Source organism: Gemmatimonadota bacterium, assembly GCA_041390125.1.
GTDB lineage: Bacteria > Gemmatimonadota > Gemmatimonadetes > Longimicrobiales > Gaopeijiaceae > JAGQIF01.
On the sequence record JAWKQN010000006.1, the window covers coordinates 93,562 to 112,853 of the forward strand.

18 protein-coding genes are annotated in these 19,292 nt (G+C 71.2%); 4 read left to right on the plus strand and 14 right to left on the minus strand.

The features are described 5' to 3' along the window. Positions 1 to 7: 7 nt before the first annotated feature. The 3 genes from R3E98_06910 to R3E98_06920 all read right to left on the minus strand — a co-directional run bounded on the left by R3E98_06910 (position 8) and on the right by R3E98_06920 (position 3,136). Positions 8 to 442: a division/cell wall cluster transcriptional repressor MraZ gene (locus R3E98_06910; protein ID MEZ4423119.1), complete on the minus strand. Its 435-nt coding sequence runs from the start codon at positions 440 to 442 to the stop codon at positions 8 to 10. A 302-nt stretch (positions 443 to 744) separates the two neighbouring features. After that, positions 745 to 2,478 (minus strand): tetratricopeptide repeat protein, encoded by a 1,734-nt coding sequence (locus R3E98_06915; GenBank protein ID MEZ4423120.1) that lies wholly within the window; start codon positions 2,476 to 2,478, stop codon positions 745 to 747. Positions 2,479 to 2,683: 205 nt separating this feature from the next. Then, the gene (locus tag R3E98_06920) at positions 2,684 to 3,136 is read right to left on the minus strand and encodes a thioesterase family protein (GenBank protein MEZ4423121.1); all 453 of its coding nucleotides are present in this window, start codon (positions 3,134 to 3,136) and stop codon (positions 2,684 to 2,686) included. Between R3E98_06920 and thiO the strand changes: the two genes are divergently transcribed. Together thiO and R3E98_06930 are read left to right on the plus strand one after the other, a co-directional pair. Next, entirely contained in the window at positions 3,135 to 4,262 is a 1,128-nt protein-coding gene (gene thiO / locus R3E98_06925; protein ID MEZ4423122.1) for a glycine oxidase ThiO, read from the plus strand. The two genes, R3E98_06920 and thiO, sit on opposite strands and share 2 nt — an antisense overlap. Positions 4,263 to 4,422: 160 nt before the next feature. Next, positions 4,423 to 5,001 carry a DUF2911 domain-containing protein gene (locus R3E98_06930; protein ID MEZ4423123.1) on the plus strand — a complete coding sequence of 193 codons (579 nt, stop codon included), beginning with the start codon at positions 4,423 to 4,425 and terminating at the stop codon, positions 4,999 to 5,001. 105 nt (positions 5,002 to 5,106) lie between these two features. On the opposite strand, the gene R3E98_06935 is transcribed toward R3E98_06930, so the two are convergent. From R3E98_06935 to R3E98_06955, 5 genes are read right to left on the minus strand one after another with little or no spacing between them, the layout of a single operon-like run. Further along, positions 5,107 to 6,150, minus strand: a complete 1,044-nt coding sequence (locus R3E98_06935) for a DUF4097 family beta strand repeat-containing protein (protein ID MEZ4423124.1) — start codon at positions 6,148 to 6,150, stop codon at positions 5,107 to 5,109. Between the two features lie 20 nt (positions 6,151 to 6,170). Next, positions 6,171 to 7,085: a DUF4097 family beta strand repeat-containing protein gene (locus R3E98_06940; GenBank protein ID MEZ4423125.1), complete on the minus strand. Its 915-nt coding sequence runs from the start codon at positions 7,083 to 7,085 to the stop codon at positions 6,171 to 6,173. Further along, positions 7,082 to 8,017 carry a DUF4097 family beta strand repeat-containing protein gene (locus tag R3E98_06945; GenBank protein ID MEZ4423126.1) on the minus strand — a complete coding sequence of 312 codons (936 nt, stop codon included), beginning with the start codon at positions 8,015 to 8,017 and terminating at the stop codon, positions 7,082 to 7,084. Before R3E98_06945 ends, R3E98_06940 begins: the two co-directional genes overlap by 4 nt. A 1-nt stretch (position 8,018) precedes the next feature. Then, the gene (locus R3E98_06950) at positions 8,019 to 8,693 is read right to left on the minus strand and encodes a zf-HC2 domain-containing protein (protein MEZ4423127.1); all 675 of its coding nucleotides are present in this window, start codon (positions 8,691 to 8,693) and stop codon (positions 8,019 to 8,021) included. After that, the gene (locus tag R3E98_06955) at positions 8,690 to 9,226 is read right to left on the minus strand and encodes an RNA polymerase sigma factor (protein ID MEZ4423128.1); all 537 of its coding nucleotides are present in this window, start codon (positions 9,224 to 9,226) and stop codon (positions 8,690 to 8,692) included. The genes R3E98_06950 and R3E98_06955 overlap by 4 nt, the downstream gene beginning before the upstream one ends. Positions 9,227 to 9,446: 220 nt before the next feature. Here R3E98_06955 and R3E98_06960 point away from each other — a divergent pair, with 220 nt between their 5' ends. After that, the gene (locus R3E98_06960) at positions 9,447 to 9,776 is read left to right on the plus strand and encodes a hypothetical protein (protein ID MEZ4423129.1); all 330 of its coding nucleotides are present in this window, start codon (positions 9,447 to 9,449) and stop codon (positions 9,774 to 9,776) included. Then, positions 9,773 to 10,531: a glycerophosphodiester phosphodiesterase family protein gene (locus tag R3E98_06965; GenBank protein MEZ4423130.1), complete on the plus strand. Its 759-nt coding sequence runs from the start codon at positions 9,773 to 9,775 to the stop codon at positions 10,529 to 10,531. The genes R3E98_06960 and R3E98_06965 overlap by 4 nt, the downstream gene beginning before the upstream one ends. Positions 10,532 to 10,562: 31 nt before the next feature. On the opposite strand, the gene R3E98_06970 is transcribed toward R3E98_06965, so the two are convergent. The 6 genes from R3E98_06970 to fdhD form a co-directional block, all read right to left on the minus strand. Further along, entirely contained in the window at positions 10,563 to 12,440 is a 1,878-nt protein-coding gene (locus tag R3E98_06970) for a PAS domain-containing sensor histidine kinase (GenBank protein MEZ4423131.1), read from the minus strand. Positions 12,441 to 12,631: 191 nt separating this feature from the next. Further along, the gene (locus R3E98_06975) at positions 12,632 to 13,120 is read right to left on the minus strand and encodes a hypothetical protein (protein ID MEZ4423132.1); all 489 of its coding nucleotides are present in this window, start codon (positions 13,118 to 13,120) and stop codon (positions 12,632 to 12,634) included. Positions 13,121 to 13,242: 122 nt separating this feature from the next. Beyond that, on the minus strand, positions 13,243 to 14,478 hold the full coding sequence (locus R3E98_06980) for a RagB/SusD family nutrient uptake outer membrane protein (GenBank protein ID MEZ4423133.1): 1,236 nt from the start codon (positions 14,476 to 14,478) through the stop codon (positions 13,243 to 13,245). Between the two features lie 14 nt (positions 14,479 to 14,492). Next, positions 14,493 to 17,510, minus strand: coding sequence for a SusC/RagA family TonB-linked outer membrane protein (locus R3E98_06985; GenBank protein MEZ4423134.1), 3,018 nt, complete (start codon positions 17,508 to 17,510; stop codon positions 14,493 to 14,495). Between the two features lie 230 nt (positions 17,511 to 17,740). Next, the gene (locus R3E98_06990) at positions 17,741 to 18,427 is read right to left on the minus strand and encodes a molybdenum cofactor guanylyltransferase (protein MEZ4423135.1); all 687 of its coding nucleotides are present in this window, start codon (positions 18,425 to 18,427) and stop codon (positions 17,741 to 17,743) included. Then, complete coding sequence (gene fdhD, locus R3E98_06995; protein ID MEZ4423136.1) at positions 18,424 to 19,281, minus strand: formate dehydrogenase accessory sulfurtransferase FdhD; 858 nt, start codon at positions 19,279 to 19,281, stop codon at positions 18,424 to 18,426. The genes R3E98_06990 and fdhD overlap by 4 nt, the downstream gene beginning before the upstream one ends. Positions 19,282 to 19,292: the final 11 nt, after the last annotated feature.

Consider the following 19,292-nt stretch of genomic DNA (forward strand, 5'->3'; position numbering starts at 1 on the left):
GCCGTCCTCATCCGAAGATCTTGAGCGCGAAGCGATCGAAGTCGGGACCGGCCGCCGCCCGGGCCCGCTCCGCGAAGCGGGCGGGGTTCCAGAGCTCGATGCGGTCCAGCGCTCCGACCACCAGGACCGGCCCCTCCAGTCCCGCGGCCTCCTTCAGCCACGACGGCACCAGGATCCGCCCCTGTTTGTCCGGGGTCGCGTCCACCGCGTTGGCGGTGATCCACAGCACCTGGTCCTGAGCCTCCGGCGACGACCGTCGGAACTCCAGGAGTCGCCGGCTCACCTCGGACCACGCCGAGGTCGGAAACAGCGTCAGGGCCGGGCTCTGCCACTGGAGCAGCACGAAGGACTCCCCCTCCACCTGCCGGCGGAAGGCGGCGGGGAGGCTGACCCTCCCCTTGTCGTCCAGCGTGTATTCGTAGCGCCCGAGAAACCCCGACACGAAGCCACCGATGTGGGATGAGGTGGTACGTCGTGGCAAACAGTGGGGCAAGATAGGGACCAGGGGGAACGCGAGCAAGCCCGGCCCATGGCGGGGGACGGGAAGGCAGGGGCGGAAAACGGCGGACCTGCGCCCTGATGGGCCGATCCGCCCGGGGGTGGGGCGCGGGAGGGGGAGGAAACGAAGACGCCCCGGAGCACGAGGCTCCGGGGCGTCGGGGTCCTACGGATGGGAACGGAAGTCCGCTTCCCTGTCGGGGGGTGGCCGGACCGGGCTAGGACGCCCGGTCCGGTCCCGTCCGGTCAGGAGCCACGCTTGATGATGGCTTCCTGGATCTCGATGAAGGTCGTCGAATTCTTGATGTACTGGTCGATGTTCACGTTCTGCTGCCGCTCATAGGCGCGGTGCGCCGTGAACAGCTCCAGAGCCCGCTGGAAGTAGGGCAGCGCGCGCTGCGCCGTCTCCAGGGTCTGCGGCTTCTGGATGGCCTCACCCATCTTGTAGCGGGCGTAGCCGTTCCAGAATCCGACCTGGTCCTTGACCTCCGAGCTCTGTGCGAAGCTCGAGGCGTGGTCGAAGAGCTGGATGGCCTTGCCGAAGTTCTGCTCCTGCACGCCGCCCCGGTAGCCCTCGCCGAACAGCATGTTGGCGATGGCGTCCCCGGACTGCTCGCCGCTGTCCACGGCGGTGCGGAGGATCGGAATGGCCTCGTCGGTCCGACCGGCCTCCATCAGCCACAGGCCCTTCCGCGCGAGCAGATTCGCGTACTCGGCGTCGATGGCCTGCACCCGATCGAGCGCCACGAGGGCGTCGTCGAGGCGGTCGGCCCGCTTGAGCACGTCGGCGTAGAGCGACCACAGCTGGGCCTCCTCGCCGTGCGTCTGGAGCGCCTGCTCCGCCGCCGAGATGGCCTCGGGCAGCTGGCCGAGCTGCTGCAACGCCGCGATGCGGTTGCGGATGTCCGTGACGTTGGCATCCGTGCCCCGCATGGGCAGCACCTTGGAGTAGGCGTCCAGGCCCTCCTGGAGCAGCTGACGCTGTTCGTCCGTCACCTCGTTCGGGTTGGGCCCGGCGGCGGCGGTGGCGGCCACGATGGCGTAGCGCGCGTACTGCTCGAGCAGGTCGGCGTTCTCGGGCTCGAGCTCCAGACCGGCCTTGACCGTCTGCATGGCGCCGTACGGATCCCCGGCCTGCGCCATGTCGAACGCCACCTTCATGCGCACCTGGACGTTGCCGGGCGACAGCTCGAGGTAGTCGTTGTAGAAGCCGCGCGCCTCCTCGGCATTCCCCATCTTGACCGCGGCGTAGCCCGCGCCGAGAAGCGAGTTCTCGTGGATGGGGTTCTTCTCGAGCACCACGCGGAAGTCCTGCATGGCCTCGTCGAAGCGCTCCAGCGAGTTGTACACGAAGCCACGCGTGTAGAGCGACGCGGTGCCGTTCGGGTTCAACTCGATGGCGCGGGTGCAGTTCTCGAGCGCGCTCTCCCACTGCTGGCTCTGCGCGTACTCGGCGCAGAACTGCGCGTAGCGCTGCTGCTCGACGAGCGTGCGGAAGGACTCGGAGATGTGGCTGGCCGCCTCCTCCTGACCCTTCTCACCCACGGTGATCGGCGGCACGTTGAACTCCTCACCCGTCGCCACGTCGATGAAGCGGGCGTCGATCTGGGAGTCCTTTCCACCGGCAGGCGTGACGTTGCCGCACACGACCACGGCGGCGTTCGCGATGTTCGCGAGCTGACGCGCCTTGATGCAGTCGAGATCGTCCTCGTCCACGCGGTTCTGCTTGAGGACGTCCCGCAGGTCCTTCCGGTCGATCGGCTGGTGGGTCGGGAAATCGTTGATCAGATCACGGAGCTCCTCCGCGACCTTCTCCCCGAGCCCTTTGTTCCCGCCCTCGGCGGGCCAGAAGTTCGGCACCAGCACGCGGAAGCGCGCGGAAGCCGTCTGTTCCTGGGCCGCCGCGAACGACGGCAGGAACGAGGCGAGCAGCAGCGCCGCCACACCTGTCGTGAGACCCCGTGTCAAGCGTTCGTACATCCTTCCTCTCCGTGGAGACCCCCGGTGGTGATCGATTCCCCGCACCCCACCCCGCATCCTTGCAGCTTGAAACACAGTAACCCGTGCAGGGACGGAGGGTCCCCACGGGCTGCCGTGCGATCGAAGGGCCCGAACCTAGGGTGCCCCGGACGTGCCGGTCAACCAGGCCACTCCGTGGGGCACCTACGCCGGGCAGCCCCGGCGCTTACGACGCGCCCGCCCCATCGGCGTCGGGCCCCTCCAGCCCCGCCCCCTCGAACGCCTGGATGCGGGCCCGCATCTCGTCCGGCATGCGCATGCTCCGGCCCGCCGCGTAGTCGTACATGACCTGGATCGATCGTCCCGTCACCAGCACCTCGCCGGAGGACGAGCGGACCTCGTAGGCCATCTCGAAGTGCTTCTTCCCCAGCCGGACCACCCCCACGCCCACGTCCAGCAGGTCGGGGTAGAGCACGCGCTGCCGGTAGCGGACGGTGGCCTCGGCGAGGATGTAGTCGATGTCCTCGAGACGGGGACGACCCACCACGTCGCGCCAATACGCCGCTCGGGCCTCCTCGAAATACATTAGGGCCACGGAATGGTGGGCATGACCTCCCAGGTCGATGTCCCGGAAGCGGACGGGCACGCGGTGCCGGAAGCGGAGCTCCAGATCGTTCATGGCGGACCAACCTAACAGGTCCTCGGCGCCGGGCGCCGCCCCGGACCTGGTGGTGGTGGGCGGGGGCATCGTGGGCCTGGCCGTGGCCCGGGCGCTGGCCAACGAAGGGCTGACCGTCACGCTGGTGGAGCGTGACCGGCCCGGGGCCGAATCCTCCTGGGCCGCAGCCGGGATGCTGATCCCGCTGGGCGAATCCGAGGAGGGCCCGTTCCGCGAGCTCGTCCTGGCGAGCCACCGGGCCTGGCCGCTCTGGGCGCGGGAGCTGGAGGCGGACGCGGAGCGGAGCGTGGACTTCCGCGCCGGCGGCCGGATGGTGCTGGCGCTCGACGAGCCCCGCGCCGAAGCCCTGCGCGAAGGGGTCCGGGCGCTCGCCCGGTCCGGACATGCGGTCGAATGGCTGGACGCCGCGACCGCGCGGGCGCGGGAGCCCGGGCTCGCGGAGGCGGTGCGAGGGGCCGCCCTCCATCTCGAGGACGCCCACGTCGACAACCGGAGGGTGGGCCCCGCGCTCGAGGCCGCCGCGCTGCGTGTCGGGGTCCGGGTGGAGCGGGCGGAGGCCCGGAGCCTGCACATCCAGCACGGCCGCATCCAGGGCGTGCACCTCCTCGACGGGCGCCTGCTCCCCACGCCACGGGTGGTGGTGGCTGCCGGCGCCTGGTCCGGCCAGCTCGAGGGCGTCCATCCGGGGCTGGCCGTCCGTCCGGTCCGCGGCCGTATGATCGCGCTCCGCCCGCCGGGTCCGTTGCCCGAGCGGATCCTGGACACGGGCACCGTCTACCTGGTCCCGCGCGGCGGCCGCATCCTGGTGGGGGCCACGATGGAGGACGCCGGCTTCGACCGCAGCCCCGATCCGCGCGCCTCGGCCGCGCTGCTCGCCGGCGCCGTCGCCGCCCTGCCCGACCTGGCCGGGCTGCCCCTGGACGAGGAATGGCAGGGCTTCCGGCCCGGCACCCCGGACGGGCTGCCGTACCTGGGTCCGGACCCGGCCACCGAAGGCCTCTTCTACGCCACCGGCCATTTCCGCAATGGGATCCTCCTCGCCCCCCTGACCGCCGCCCTGCTCCGGGACCTGGTGCTGGGGCGATCCGTGGAGTCTCCTCCCGCGTTCCGCGTCGACCGGGGTTGAGGGCGCGGGCCGCGGTCGCGGCCCTCCCCCGCCCTCCCCTTCCCGCCCGGCGACCGCCACAGGGACGAGCCGCAGACCGCGGAACCCTGACGCGGGCTTCCGTGTTCAAGCGCCGATCCCGGGTGCCACCCCGGTTCCACCATCCCGTTCAGGAGGTCCCATGATGGTCCGTCCCGCCGCCGCGGCCCTCGCGCTCGCGCTGAGCGCGTTCGCCGTCCCCGCGCTGGGAGCGCAGGAGTGCTTCGTCCGCGGAGATCGGGCCGCCGCCGCCGAGCGTCCGAGCCCGCTCCGTACGGCCACCGTCCAGGTGGAGGGCGAGACCGTTCAGCTCTGCTACGGCGCGCCGTCCGCGCGTGGCCGCACGATGATCGGGGGTGAAGCGGTTCCCCACGGCACCCCCTGGCGCATGGGCGCCAACGAGGCCACCTCCATCCACCTCCCGTTCGCGGCGACCATCGCCGGCGTGCGGGTGGAGCCCGGCTCGTATTCGCTCTGGGCCGTGCCCGGCGAGAGCCAGTGGGAGATCCACGTGAACCGCCAGGTGGAGCGCTGGGGCATCCCGATCAACGACGGCGTCACGTCCGCGGACGTGGGCTCGGGCCGGGTGACCGCCACCGGCGCGGCCGACCACGCCGAGACGCTGACGTACCGCTTCGACGACCACGGCAGCGGACACGTGGAGCTGGTGCTCCATTGGGAGAACACCGAGGTGCGCATCCCCATCATGAAGGCGATGTGATCCTCGCCTGAGGAGGGTTCCGGCGGACGACACCGCCGGATGCACCACGGCCCCGGTGGCGACGCCACCGGGGCCGTTCGTGTTCCTGCGACCGAACCTGCCGGTTCAGCGGCGTTGGATGCGGATGCCGCCGCTGCCGGTGTCGATCTGGATGGACCCGTCCCCGTCGCCGAGCACACCCCTGAGGTAGTCGCGCTCGGACCGCGTGATGCGGATGGGGAATTCGATGTCGATGCCCCCGCTGCCGGTGTCGAGCTCGAGCTCGGCGCCGGCGTCCTCGGGGAGCGTCACCGTGACGCCACCCGATCCCGTGTCCACCTCGAGCCGCTCCACGTCCGTGGTCAGGTCCAGACGGATGGAGCCACTCCCGGTGTCGACCACGACATCGCTGGCCGCCAGCGCTTCCATGGTGACCGAGCCCGATCCGGTGTCGAAGCGAGCCGAGCGCGTCTCCACGCTGCTGCCCCGGATCGTGCCGGACCCCGTGTCGATGTCCACGCGGGTGCCCGAGACGCCCTCGAGGTCGACCGACCCCGACCCGGTGTCGACCACCACGTCTCCGCGCACCGACCGGATCTGCACGGCACCCGACCCGGTGTCGATGCTCAACGCGCCGGTGTGGTCGTCCACCTGCACCTCCGCGGCGCCCACGTCCACATGGAGGCCTCCCTCCAGCCCGTCCGCCGTGACGTCCCCCACGGCCACGAACAGGGCCACGTCCCGCCCCGCCGGCACCTCCACCCGCAGGTCGACCCAGGCCTCGAGACCGCGTCCGGACGAGCGTACCCGCACGCGGCGACCGCCGCGGCCCTCGTCGTAGAAGGTCCCGTCGTCGCGGACGCGCACATCCGTGCTCCCCCGCCGACGCCCGTCGTAGATGATGTTGTCGTCCGGGTAGAGCACCCGCAGCGTCTCGCGTCCGTCCACGCGGCCGGACTCCACCTGCAGCTCGTCCGCGTCGCGGCCTCCGCGCACGAGGGTCACCCGGACCTCCGAGCCGCTCCCGCGCACGATCTCCGCGCGGCCGGCGAGGTTGTAGATGGCCACCTCCGGCCCGCCCAACGTGTAGCTCTCCTGCGCAACAAGCGGCATGGAGGCCGTCAGGCCCGCGGCCAGGGCGAGCAGCCCTCCCCTTCTCCAGTCCCCCATCGATGCTCTCCCCTCGACGCTCAGTGGATGCGGATCCGACCGTTGACCGTCTCGACCTCGACGCGCTCGCCGCCGGCACCGAGCAAGCCGCGGGCGTTGCGCTTGCCCTTGGACTGCAGCGTCACGGGCAGGTCGGAGGCGAAGCTTCCGTTCACCCAGGTGGCCTCGAGATCGGCGTTGGCCTCGTCCGGCAGATCCAGCTCGACAGCTCCGTTGACGGTGCTCACGTGCACGGGCCCCGAGAGGGCGGCGCCGAGCAGGCGGGCGCGGACCGACCCGTTCACGCTCTCGGCGCGCAGGCTGCCCTCGGACTCGATCTCGACGCTGCCGTTGACGGCGCTCGCCTCCACGTCGTCGATCCCGCCTTCGACCTCGATGCCGCCGTTGACCGACGCGGCGGAGAAGCGCACGCCGTCCGGGACCTGGATGTCGAACTCGACCTGGACGTCCCGGTTGCGACCGCCCCTGCGGTTGCCGTCGTCACAGCCGTCCCAGGTGTCGTAGACGGCGCACACCGTGATGCCACCGGCATGCTCGCGCACCTCGACGCGCACGTCCGAGACGTCGCCGCTCCGACTGCGCTTGATGGCGTGCACCTCGACCTCCGATCCGTCGGTGGCCTGCGCGCGGATCTTCCCGTTCAGCCCACGCACCTCCACCACGTCTCCCTGGTCGAGGCGGCCGCTCCACGCGAACTCGGCCTCTTCCGGCGCGCCCCGTTCGCGGGCCTGCTCCCGGACCTCGTAGACCACGTGCGCTTCGTGCGCTGCACCGTCGCCGCGATGGAAGACGCGCTCCGCCACGGAGAACGCGGCGTGAGAGACGCGGTCCGCGGCCCAGAGCGCGCGCGTGCCCAGCGCGCTCTCGCGCAGGAGCCACACACTTCCCATCAACGCCACGCCCAGCAGCACGGTCGTCCCGATCGATCTCCTCATCGTCCCCCTCCTCGGCTCAGCCTCTGGCTGTGGTTGGTCCGGTCCCCGCGGTCGCGCCCCTCCCGGTCGCTCTCCCCCCGAAGCCGTACGCGAACGTCTCCATCGAAGGTTTCGACCCGGAGCGAGGCTTCCCCTGCCCCGAGCCGGAACTCCACCTCCGTCCCGCCCCTCATGCGCCGCACCTCCACCGGGAAGGTGGAGCTGAAGCTCCCATCCCGCGCCAGCGCCCGCACATCCACGGACGCGTCCCGCTCCAGCGCGAGCGCGATGTCACCATCGTGCGTGGTCAGCGCGGATCGACCCCCGGGCTCCAGCGTCCCCTCGAACCCGATGTCGCCGTCGATCGTGGCCACCTCGACACTGCCGGCCCGCACGTCGCGCAGGTCGATGTCCCCGTCCACGCTGTTCAGCACGAAGTCACCGACGGCGCGCCGGACCCGGATCTCGTTGTCCGGAGCGTCCACCTGGATCCGGCCGCGCACGTCCTCGATCCAGACGCCTCCATCCAGGGCCCGCACCGTCAGATCCCCATCGTGGTCGTGCACCCGCACGTCCCCTTCCTGGACGCGGATCTCGGCCTCCGACCTCAGGCCCCGCACCTCGACCTCCGCCTCGTTCCCGGTGATCCGGAGCGTCATCCACCGCGGCACGCGCACGCGGTAGTCGCGGGGCACGTCCGCCGAGTGGCCGCGGGCGGCCCCCCGGATGCGGATCTCGTTGCCCGACCGGCTCACGCGCACGCTGCCTCCGGTGGGACGACCGCCATCGACGACGACCTCCAGCTCCCTGCCCTCCGTGCCGTCCACGTGGACCACGCCCCCGACGTCGCTGAGCAGAACATGCTCCCCGCGCTCGACGCGCAGGACCGTATCGGCGGGGCCGGAGACCAGCAGCGCGACCCCCAGCAGACCCGCCGTCAGCACGGCGCTCACGTCAGGAGCTCACCGTCAGGGCAGCCTCGAGGTAGCGCACCTTGCGCCGGTAGGTCCCCTCCAGGTGCGAGCGCAGGTAGTCGTCGGACGGGTCGTCGGCGAGCGCGGCCTGGCTCTCGGCGATGGCCCGGTCGATCACCTCGAGGTTGCGCCGCACCACGCGCAGGGTCTCCGGCGCGAGGATGTCCTCGGCGCCCGCCAGCGCGGCCTCCAGCCGGGCCAGCTCCTCGGACAGCTCGGGCGGCGCGGCCGCGTCCACGGAAACCGGAACGGCCGCCGGGGCGGACTGCAGCACGGGCGTGGGCGCGGCCGCGCGCGTGCCGTCGGGTGCGGAGCGGCCGAACGCGACCCAGGTGCCGAGCCCGCCGGTGACCAGGAAGGCCAACGAGGCCGCCAGCGCCTGCGGGATGGACAGACGGAGCTGGGCGCGCCGCGGGCGCAGCGGCACCACGGGCTCGGGAGCCCGCGGCGCCAGACGCGCGCGCAGCTCGGGCCACAGATCGCGCGGTGGCTCCAGCGGCGGCAACGCGCTGGCGCGCGCGCGGATGAGCTCCAGGTCCGCCAGGACCTCGCGACACTCGGCGCACCCGCGCAGGTGGGCCGCGACCGCGCTCGCCTGGGCGGGAGGAAGCGTGCCGGCCATGTGCTCGGACAGCAGGTCCGTGACGTGGCTCATGCGCGCCCTCCCAGCCATTCCCGGAGCATCATCCTCGCCCGGTGCAGCTGCGACTTGGAGGTTCCCACCGAGATGCTCATCTGCCCCGCGATCTCCTCGTGTGTCCAGCCCTCGACATCGTACAGCACGAACACCTGCCGCGCCCCCTGGGGCAGCGTGTCGATCGCCCGCTCGAGGTCGATCGCCAGTCCCACCGAAACCCGGCGACCGGGCGTCCGGTCCCCGTCCACCGCTCCGCCATCGTGGCGTCGACGCCGGGCCAGCTGCTCCCGCCGCCCCAGGATGTGGTTGACCGCCAGGCGGTGCAGCCAGGTCCCGAAGCGGGAGCGCCCCTGGAACGTCGGCAGCTTCTCCCAGGCCCGCACGAAGACCTCCTGCGTGAGATCCTCGGCGTGCTCTTCACCGGCGAGGCGGCAGGCCAGCCCGAAGACGCGCGCCACCGAGCACCGATACAGGCGCTCGAAGGCCTCCGGGTCGCCGTCCCGTGCCCGGGTGACGTCCCGCTCCTCGTCGCTGACGGCGTTCGGCCGCACGTCCAGTAGCGAATCCCCCGGTCCGGTCTCGACGTATGGGACAGGCGGAAGGGCCCGATGGTTGGAAGTCCACCCCCGGCTTCGGTGTCTCCGACAGCCCTTCCCCACCCTTGACGGGTTGCCCTACGTCCTGGCAGCCTCCGGCGTGTCACGCGGAGGGCGGGCGGACGGATTCCGCGCTCGGGTGCGCACCTGTCCCTGGAGGGAGTGTTCGGGTCCCATGCAGATCCTACCGGTCGACCTCACCAGCCTCGTCGCGGTCATCCTCGGCATCAGCATCGTGCTCGTGCCGGTGATCGGCCTGACGGCCCGCTTCGCGTTGAAGCCCACGGTCGAGGCCCTCTCCCGGTTCTTCGAGGGCAAGGGCCGCGATGAGGCCCTGGCGCTCCTGGAGCGGCGCTGCGCCCTGCTGGAGAGCCAGCTGGAGGCCATGGAAGCGGACGTGCATCGCCTGAAGGAAGGCGCGGAGTTCGAGCGCCAGCTCGCCAGTGGAGGGACGGTCCGTCCGCCCCTCTCGTCCGGATCCGCATCGCGGCCCACGCAGGGGTGAGCGTCGAGATCATCGCGCACCGGGGCTACTCGGCGCGCGCCCCCGAGAACACGCGCTCCGCGCTGGAGCGGGCGTTGGAGGCCGGTGCGACCGCGCTCGAGTGGGACATCCAGCGGTCCGCCGACGGCGTCCCCATGGTCGTCCACGACGAGACCCTGGAGCGCACCACCAACGGCCGGGGTCGGGTGGATGCGCAGACCGCCGCCGCGCTCGGTCGGTTGGACGCCGGCAGCTGGTTCGCCCCCGAGTTCGCCGGCGAGCCCTTGCCGACGCTCGGCGCGGTCCTGGACGCGGTCGGACCCCGCGCGCACCGGCTCTATCCCGAGATCAAGCGGGGCGCGACCCCGGCGGAGGTGGACCGGATCCTGGCCGAGGTCGAGGAGCGCGGCCTGATCACGCGCACCGTGTTCATCTCCATGGATTGGGATGCGCTCGACCGCATCCAGGCGCGCGCCCCGGACGCCTGGGTGGGCTACATCGTCGAGGCGGCCGAGCGCTACGCGCCGGCGCTGGCGCACGTGCGGGAACGGCCGCGTGCGCTGCTGGACCCGGACTGGCGGATCGTCCTCGCCGAAGCGGCCGTCACCGAGCAGGTGCGCGCCGCGGGGGTGCCGCTCGCGGTCTGGACGGTGAACGACCCGGCCGACGCCGAGCGTCTGGCCGCGGCGGGGGTCACGCGCTTCACCACGAACGAGGTGGAGCGGCTGCTGGACTGGGCGGCGCGGCGGGAATCCGCGGGCGCGGCCCCGCGGTAGCGGTCGAGGGCCCGACCGAGGGGCTTCCGCGCTACTGCACGCCCCCCACCCCCGGCACACCTCCGAAGAGCGCGCCGGACGGCACCTGGGGCACCGTCCCGGCGATCGCCGGCAGCGTGAACAGGAAGCGGGTCCCTTCCCCGGGTGTGCTCTCCACCCAGATGCGGCCCTGGTGCGCCTCCACGATGCCCTTGGCGATGGAGAGTCCCAGCCCGGCGCCACCGTGTCCCTCCGACAGCTGCCAGAAACGGTCGAAGATGCGGTCGATCTGCTCCGGCGGGATCCCCACGCCGGTGTCGGCGACCTCGAAGACCACCTCGCCGTCCCCCGTCGCGCTCCGGATCCGGATGCGGCCGCCTTCCGGCGTGAACTTGATCGCGTTGCCCAGCAGGTTGGAGAACACCTGCAGCACGCGGTTGCGGTCTGCGTTGACGTGCGGGAGCACGCCCTCCACGTGTTGCTCGATGACGATGCCCTTCTGGCTCGCGAGCGAGCGCGCCTGGGCGAGCGCATCCTCCATCATCGGGCCCACGGGGCTGGGCGTGGGATGGACGGGCAGCGTACCGGTCTCGATGCGGGAGATGTCGAGGAGGTCGCGGATGAGCTCCTCCATGTGCTTGGCCTGTCGCTTGATGACGACGAGCTGCTCGCGTCGCTTGTCCTCCGGGAGCGGCACCTCCAGCAGCAGATCCGCGGCGATGTAGATGGTGCCGACCGGGTTGCGCAGGTCGTGCGAGACCACGCCCACGATCTCGTCCCGGGCCCGCACGGCTTCGCGCAGCGCGCTCTCGGCCTCCCGGATCTCCGTCAGGTCCACGAAGCTCAGCACCGCGCCGCGTACCTCGCGGCCGTCGATCATGGGACGGCAGGAGATCTTGGCGGGGAACCAGGAGCCGTCCTTGCGCTGCAGCTCGGCGTCCGTGGTGAAGGAGGCGTTGCCCGAGTCCAGCGCCTTGCGGAACAGGTGGGGCGAATCGACCCCGTCGCCGAAGGCCAGCTCGTCCAGATCCATGCCGAGCACGCTGCGCGGCGGTCGGCCCAACATCTCGGCGGCGGCGCGGTTGATGAACGTGCAGCGTCCATCCAGGTCCATTCCCAGCACGCCGTCGGCGGTGGCGCGCAGCACCGCGTCCGTCTCGCGGCGTGCGAGCACCGCGTCTCCCCGCCGTCCGTCCGCCTCCCGCGCGAGTCGGCGCAGGCGGCCGGCCACCAGACCCACGGCGGCGATGGCCAGCAATGCTGCGAACAGCCCCGCGATGACCAGGCCGGAGGTGATCCGCTGCTGCAGGGCGTCCGATTGCGCCACCTGGGACCGGTAGGCCGCGACCCGCTCGCCGAAGGCCTCGTTCAGCCGTTGCGAGGCGTTGAGGAGGCCGTCGTAGTGCGACTGCTCCGTCCCCACCCGCGGCAACCACTCCTGCAGGCCGATGTCGCCCGCCAGGAGCGGCAGGTGGTGGAGGTGCCAGTCCTCGGCGCGGTCCCACAGCTCGGTGAGGCGCAACTCGAGCTGCTCGTCGGGCTGACCGAGCTGCTCGGGCAACCGGACCTCGAGGAGCTGCTGCAGCTCCTGGAAGCGCGCCGCGGCGGTGGCCCGCTCGTTCTCGTAGGCGTCGCGGATACGGCGCCGCTCGACCGCGCTCTGGGTCTGCTGGAACGCCTGCACGCGGGAGAACGCCCGCACCTGCGCGACGTGGAACTGCCAGGCCAGCTCCTGGGCGGGCTCGTAGATCTCGCCCACCAGGTCCGCGAAGGGCGTCAGCCGCTTGGAGAGCTGGACCGGAACCAGGCCCAGCGCCAGGAGGAGGACCACGAGGAACGCCAACAGGGCGTGCGTGGCCCGTTCGCTACGACGGTTCTCCGTCTCGGCGAGAGGGGTGGGTCCGGAGTTGTCGCCCTGGGACCTGGGCATTCATCCATCCGCTGGAGACGCGGCACCTACCCGCTGGAAACCTATGCTGCCTGCGGCCCCGGGGCATCCCCACCGGACCGGGCACTGCGCCTGTACCGCGCACGCGGCGGTGAGATCCCCGACGCCACGGAGGACGGGACCCGGCCGGGCACGCATACGGCTCGCCCCGACCGGCACCGCTGGATCCTGTCCTAGCGGTGGAGCGTGAAGAGGGGGATCCGCAGGTCCGAGTTCTCGCCGGGCCCCTCACCGGGGCCACCTTCACTGCTGCCCTCGGTCACGGACAGGATCACGACGGTCGCGACCGCGCCTACCGCGGCCAGCAGCCCGGTCCGGGCCCAGCTGAAGCGCTTCTCCTCCACGGTGCGGATGCCGTCCCACGGCACCGACACGAAGGTGTTGAAGCGCGCCGTGGACGCGGGGGTGCTGCCCCGACTGGGGATCGTGAGCGGCAGGCCGGCCGAGCCGTTCTCGGCGGCTGTCACCCTCCCTTCGACCCGCTGCGTGAGCTCGCCGATGGCCTCCGCCTGACGGGCGGCCTCCTCCGGCGTGAGCGTCACGCGCACCGCCGTGCCTTCGGACACGGCACGCGCATCCACGGGCACGAAGGTCTGACAGGCTCCCACGCTGCCCGCGAGCAGCACGCCCACCGCCGTCCTACGCACGAACGAACGCTGCATCCTTGGCTCTCCTGCTCCTCGGTTCGCCCCCCCGCTGCAACGATCCACGGGGGGCGGTTGCGACGGCGGGGGCGGCCGGATCGGCCGCCCCCGCGTCTGCTACACGCCGTGACCGCTTGCGGTCACAGGTTGGGATTGACCCGCTGCTCCTGCTCCGAGATCGGGAAGCAGGTGTCGCGACCGGCCGAGAACGGATCGGCCACGACGCCGCCGGCCTGCTCCCACCGACGCAGGTCCCAGAGGCGGCGGCCTTCCAGCCACAGGGTGGCGGCGCGCTCCATCCGGAGCAGCGCCCAGGCTTCGGCCTCGGTGGCCGGCTCCGTCAGGGCCGTCATGCCGAATTCATCCCGGGCGTCATTGAGGAGCGCCGTCATTCCCGCGATGTCGCCATCGCGTAGCGCCGCTTCCGCCCTCAGCACCAGCATCTCGGTTCCCTTGGTCAGCGCGAGGTCGTCGTCTTCTGTCTGCAGCTTGAGCTGCTGATAGAAATCCGTCTCCCCGTCCTGCCCCTTGGACACCTGGCCGTTGTTGTCGAACACGATCCGCCACGGCACGCGCGGATCGTCCGGGTCGTTGGTCTCCCACATGGTGTTGAAGACCGTGAACTCCTTGCGGCTGTAGGTCTCGAAGACCAGGTCGTTGCTCACGGCCCCGACGGCGGTGCTATAGACGGCGTCGTACTCGAAGTCCGCCGGCACCTGCTGCGCGTCCGCGACCGCCTGGCCCCAGTTGCCCAGCCACGCGCGCACGGAGGCGCGGCCCCCGTAGGCGGCGTTGACGATCGCGGCCTGGTTGGCGGCCCCACCCACGGCGATGGCGCGTGTGAACAGTGAATCCGCGCGCACGAAGTGCTCGCTGTTGGGCACCTCGGGTCCGCCATCGATGGTGCTCGTGCATTGCCACTCACCCAGCGTCCGGTTGGCGAACCCCGCCAACAGGTAGGCGCGCGCCACGTCGGCGTTGCGCTCGTACTCGGACGGCTCCAGCAGGGTGGAGATCCGGCGCAGGCCGTCCTCCGCAACCCAGCGCGCCTGCTGCAGCGTCCCGTACTCGCCGTCCCAGTCCGCCGGCGTGTCGGTGAGCTCGCCTCTCGGGTAGGTCCCGAAGTCGTAGCTTCCGCCGTGCCAGAGCTCGCCGGACGCCAGCAGGACGTTCTGCAGCGAGCCGTCGATGGACTGGGTCAGGTCATACGACATCCCGGCCACGATGCCCGGCACCGCGTCCCGGGTGTTCAGGTCCCCATCCGCGATGCGGCCCGGGGCTTCGACGTCCAAGGACAGCACGTCGGAACAGGCCACCGCGGGCGCCAGCAGCGCCAGGGCGAATCCGTAGCGGATCATGGTTGAAATCGTATTCATCGTCTCCATCCTCCTCAGAATGTCGCGCGGATGGAGAACAGGAAGGTGCGCGGCGCCGGGACCTGGTAGTACTCCCGCCGGCCGTAGTCCGTGGCACCGTCGTAGATCCCGCCTTCGGCCCGGTCCTGGAAGTCTTCAACTTCCGGATCCACGCCCGAGTAATCCGTCCAGCGGATCAGATTGACCCCCGACAGCGTGACGCTGGCGCGCGACGCCCACCGGCTCACCCACTCGCTCGGCAGGTTGTAGGTGAGCGAGACGCTCCGGAGCTTCCAGAAGTCGGCTTTCTCGATCCAGTAGGACGCGTCGTGCCCGCCGTACAGGTTGGTGGCGCAGCGCGCGCGATCCATGGCGTTGACGTCATTGAGCGCGCTCGCATCTCCGGCGCGGGACGCGAAGATCTTCTCCTGGATCCCGTAGCAGGGATACCAGACGCCGCGGCGTCCGTTCTGGTAGCCGGTGTAGTTGGGCAGGTAGTGCCCACCCTGGTGTTCGAACAGGATGTCGGCCAGGATGCTCTGGCCCAGCGACAGGCTGGAGTTGAGCCCGATGATCCGCGTGGGGTTCACCGCGCCGATGAATGCGTCCTGTTCAATGACCGGATCGGCGAAGTCGTCCGGGTTCGTGACCACCAGTCCGTAGTAGGACGGCACGGGGTCACCCTCGCGGATGCCCGCCAGGTTGTCGGCGTCCAGGTTCTGACCGCCCAGGTCCACCGCTTCGTTGCTGTTGAACGCCAGGTTGCCGCGGACGCGCCACTCCAGGCTCTCGCTCTGCAGCAGCGTGGCACTCAACTGGAACTCGTAGCCGGACCCCTTGATCTCACCCACGTTCTCGACGCGCGTGTTCAGGAAGCCCTGCGACGGCGGGTACCGCACCGGGACCAGCGCATCCGTGGTGCGCGTGTTGTAGTAGGTCGCCTCGGCGCCGAACCGCCCCTCCAGGAAGGAGGCGTCGAAGCCCACCTCGATCTCCCGCGTGCGCTCCGGACCCACCTCGTCGTTGCCGATCTCGCCAGGAGTGAAGCCCGGGGAGCCCTCGTCACCGGTCACGGGGGACCAGGTGCGGAGCTTGTCGAACGCACCCGGGGCCTTTCCGGACTCACCCATGGCGGCGCGCAGCTTGAACGCGTCGAACCAGTCCGTGGGCCAGAACTCGTAGTCCGAAAGGATCCAGGACAGGCTGACCTTGGGATAGTACTGGAGCCCGAAGTCATCACCGAACGCCGAGTTCCCGTCGACGCGCAGACCCAGCGTCAGGAACAACCGGTCCTGGTAGCCCAGCCCTTCCTGCAGGAAGAACCCGGCGTTGGTGGTGGCCACGGTGGCGTCGGTGACGCCCGTGGAGCCACCGCCCGAAGTGAGCGTGGGCTTGCCGGGTCCGGCGAAGTCCTGGGTGCTCACGAACTTGTTGCGGTTGCGGTCGCGGAAGATCTGACCGCCCCAGGAGAACGTGGAGCTGATCGCCGAGCCGAACGTGTTCTGGAAGGAGCCGGCGTAGTCCACCGAGAGCTTCGACCGATACTGCGTGGACGAGCTGTAGTACCCGCCGGGATTACGCAGGTAGCCGAAGGGTTCCCACTCCTCGGACTCGAAGCTCAGGTAGTCCCAGCCCACCGAGAACCGGTTGCTCAGGCCTTCGACGGGGTTGTAGCTCAGGACCAGACCGGTCGTGTAACGGTCGCTGGTCCCCGTGTTCTCCGAGTCGAACAGGTACCCGTTGGACGCACACAGGACGCTGACGTTGACGCAGTCTTCGCCCTTGCCGCCCTTGAAGTTCCCGTTGGTGCCCCGCCCCACGTTGAGCAGGAAGCCGTTCGCGTTGTTGCCGTCCTCGATGAAGCGGCTCGCGCGGCGCGTGTAGGCGGTGTTGAGCGCGATGCTCAGGTCCTCGATGGGCTGGAAGTCCAGGTTGCCCCGGAACCCGCCGTCGCGGGAGCGCTGCGTCTCCAGCGTGCCGTTTGCGTCCGAGTAGTTGCCGGACACGTAGTAGGAAACGCGCTCGGAGCCGCCGCGCACGGACAGGCCGTAGCGCTGCTGCACGCCGTTCTGGAACCAGCGACCCGAGGAGGGACAGGTCGGGTCCTCGAAGAAGACCTTCTCCCCCGCCGTGCTGCGGCTCATCGACAGACCGTACATGTCCTCGGTCCGGCCGCAGCGCGTGAACAACTCGGTGGGATCTCCGTCCGGACCGACCTGGCCCATGTTGGAGACGCCCACGCTGAGGTCGGCGTTCCAGATGGGGGCGCCGGCCACGCCGCGCTTGGTGAAGATCTGGATGACGCCGCCGGCGGCCTCCGTCCCGTACAGCGTGGTGGCCGACGCGCCCTTGATGACCTCGACCCGCTCGATGTCCTCGGCCGAGATGTCCTGCAACGGCGAGATGGCCTGACGGGCGGCCCCGCCAATCGAGATGGGCTGGTTGTAGACCCGGACGCCGTCGATGTAGATGAGGGGCTCAGGCGCCTGGGAGGCCGTGTTCTGACCGCGGATGCGGATGGTCCCGCCGGTACCCGGCTGGCCCTGCGCCTGCACCACCGTGACGCCCGGGATCCGGCCGCCGATGATGTTCTCCGGGTTGGTGACGGGTGCGAACTCGAGCTCCCGCGAGGTGACGGCGTCCAGCGCGTTGCCGACCTCCTTGGCCCGTACCTCCGCGGCCGTGCCCGTCACGACGATCTCGTCGAGCGCGATGGCGGTCTCGGCCAGGTTGAAGTCGGCCGTGGCCGTGCCGCCCGCCGCGAGCGTGATCTGCTGGGTGCCGGCCACGTAGCCCAGGAGCTCCACACGAACGGTGTGCGTGCCCGCAGGGGCGTTCAGGATCAGGTAGCGGCCGTCGGCGTTGGTCAGGCCTCCGATGCGGAGGCCTTCGACGAACACCTGTGCGCCGGAAAGAGGCCGGTTGGTGGCTTCCGCCACGACCCGGCCCACGATGCGGCCGGTCTCCTGGGCTGCCAGGTCGGCCGTGAACGGTCCCGCGAGCAGCGCCAAGGCGGCCGCCCAACGGGCCCATGCAGACGATCGATGTCTCATGTGTCCTCTCCAGCGGAGCGGCCCCGGTCCGGTGGCGCGCTCCGCGTCTTCAGGGTGGAGTCGGGTGATCTCGGTGTGGGCGGGAGACACCGAGATGGATCCGTCTGGCAGTGCGCCAGTTGTCTGAAGAAGTACGTCCCTCCCGCGTCGCTCCTGTCAGGGTCACAGAGGGCTCGACGTTCAGCGTTGGGAGGAAGCCGAGCCACGATATCCGGAACGGCCCGCCATCGTCAAGGCGGCGCGACACGACGCGACGGATCGATGCGCGGCGCCCGCGGCTCAGGGTCCCGCTGCCCCCGAGCCCGATGCGCGCGATCGAGATCCTCGGGGGTGTTCACGTTGAGGAGGGGCGAAACCCCGTCGCGGTCGTCCACCACGACCCAGTCCGGCGCGAGGGTCTCGACGAACGCGAGGACGGCCCGCCCCCCTCCGGCCAGCCAGGTCTGCAGACCGCTGCGGACACGCGCGTCATACCAGCCACACAAGGGCTGACGGGTCCCATCGGCGGCCGACGCCAGGATGGCCTGCGGCGCGTCCGAACCGGCGGGCTGCAACCGCGACAGGTGGGCCGGCTCGACCAGCGGCAGATCCACCGCGAGGACCAGCACCCCGGACAGCCCGCGCCGCTCCGCGTCGCGCAGCCCGGCCAGGAGCCCGCCCAGCGGGCCCACGTCGGGGAGCGGATCGAGCACACGGGGCAGCCCTGCCCCGCCCGGACCGGGCCCGTCGGACGTGTCCTCCCGCGCGGAAGGGTCGTCCGCCCCCACCGACACCACGACGTGCGGGGTGACCGCGCGCAGCGTCCGGGTGGCCCGCTCCAGCAGGGCGTGGCCCTCCAGGACGGCCGCGCGCTTGTCGCTGCCGAACCGGCGGGAGCGTCCTCCCGCCAGCACCACCCCGAGGGGTGGGGCGCTCATGGCAGGCGGACGCGCCCGGCGCCCGCGTACACGTTGAAGTCGCCGCCGCGCGCGAAGCCCAGCAGGGTGACATGGAAGCGCTCGGCCATCTCCACGGCGAGGGAGGAGGGGGCCCCCACCGCGACGACCGTGGCGAGCCCGGCGCGCACGGCCTTCTGCAGGATCTCGAAGGAGGCGCGTCCGCTGATCGCGAGCACCGCGCGCGCCGCCGGCAGGCCACCCTCCAGCAGGAGCGCGCCCACCGCCTTGTCGACGGCGTTGTGGCGCCCCACGTCCTCGCGCACCACCGGCGGCTGATCCGCGCGGAACACGCCCGCGGCGTGCAGGCCGCCGGTACGCGCGAACAGCGACTGGTGCTCGCGGAGCTGCCCGGGAAGCGCGCCCAGCCATTCGGCGTCCCAGCGCTCGCCCAGGTCGGGCAGCGCGGCGCAGCCGATCTCCTCGACGGCGTCCAGCGAGGCCTTCCCGCACACCCCGCAGCTGGAGCTCACGTAGAAGTTGCGCTCGAGGCGGGAGAGGTCGGGCAGCGCGGCGCCCGGTCGGAGCGAGACCGTCACCACGTTGTAGGTGCGCTGCTCCTCGGACGTGCAGTAGGCGATCTCGCGGACCTGGGCGCGCGTGTCCAGCACGCCCTCGCCGTACAGGAAGCCGGCCGCGAGCTCGAAGTCCGCGCCGGGCGTGCGCATCGTGACCGCGATGGCGCGCGGCGAGGCTGCAGCGCCGCCCGTGGCCGGGAGCTCGAGCCGGATCTCGAGCGGCTCCTCGATGGCCAGCTCGTCGCGCGCGGCGGTGGCCGTGTGATCGCGCACGCGCACGACCTCCGAGCGCTTCGCGCCCTTGCGCTCACCCAGCATCGGTGACGCCC

Bases quoted from the DNA above. Each gene is read 5' to 3' on its own strand.
- R3E98_06915 (MEZ4423120.1), bottom strand. From the start codon at position 2,478: ATGTACGAACGCTTGACACGGGGTCTCACGACAGGTGTGGCGGCGCTG.
- thiO (MEZ4423122.1), top strand. From the start codon at position 3,135: ATGGCGGACCAACCTAACAGGTCCTCGGCGCCGGGCGCCGCCCCGGAC.
- R3E98_06920 (MEZ4423121.1), bottom strand. From the start codon at position 3,136: ATGAACGATCTGGAGCTCCGCTTCCGGCACCGCGTGCCCGTCCGCTTC.
- R3E98_06930 (MEZ4423123.1), top strand. From the start codon at position 4,423: ATGATGGTCCGTCCCGCCGCCGCGGCCCTCGCGCTCGCGCTGAGCGCG.
- R3E98_06935 (MEZ4423124.1), bottom strand. From the start codon at position 6,150: ATGGGGGACTGGAGAAGGGGAGGGCTGCTCGCCCTGGCCGCGGGCCTG.
- R3E98_06940 (MEZ4423125.1), bottom strand. From the start codon at position 7,085: ATGAGGAGATCGATCGGGACGACCGTGCTGCTGGGCGTGGCGTTGATG.
- R3E98_06950 (MEZ4423127.1), bottom strand. From the start codon at position 8,693: ATGAGCCACGTCACGGACCTGCTGTCCGAGCACATGGCCGGCACGCTT.
- R3E98_06960 (MEZ4423129.1), top strand. From the start codon at position 9,447: ATGCAGATCCTACCGGTCGACCTCACCAGCCTCGTCGCGGTCATCCTC.
- R3E98_06970 (MEZ4423131.1), bottom strand. From the start codon at position 12,440: ATGCCCAGGTCCCAGGGCGACAACTCCGGACCCACCCCTCTCGCCGAG.
- R3E98_06975 (MEZ4423132.1), bottom strand. From the start codon at position 13,120: ATGCAGCGTTCGTTCGTGCGTAGGACGGCGGTGGGCGTGCTGCTCGCG.
- R3E98_06980 (MEZ4423133.1), bottom strand. From the start codon at position 14,478: ATGAATACGATTTCAACCATGATCCGCTACGGATTCGCCCTGGCGCTG.
- R3E98_06985 (MEZ4423134.1), bottom strand. From the start codon at position 17,510: ATGAGACATCGATCGTCTGCATGGGCCCGTTGGGCGGCCGCCTTGGCG.
- R3E98_06990 (MEZ4423135.1), bottom strand. From the start codon at position 18,427: ATGAGCGCCCCACCCCTCGGGGTGGTGCTGGCGGGAGGACGCTCCCGC.
- fdhD (MEZ4423136.1), bottom strand. From the start codon at position 19,281: ATGCTGGGTGAGCGCAAGGGCGCGAAGCGCTCGGAGGTCGTGCGCGTG.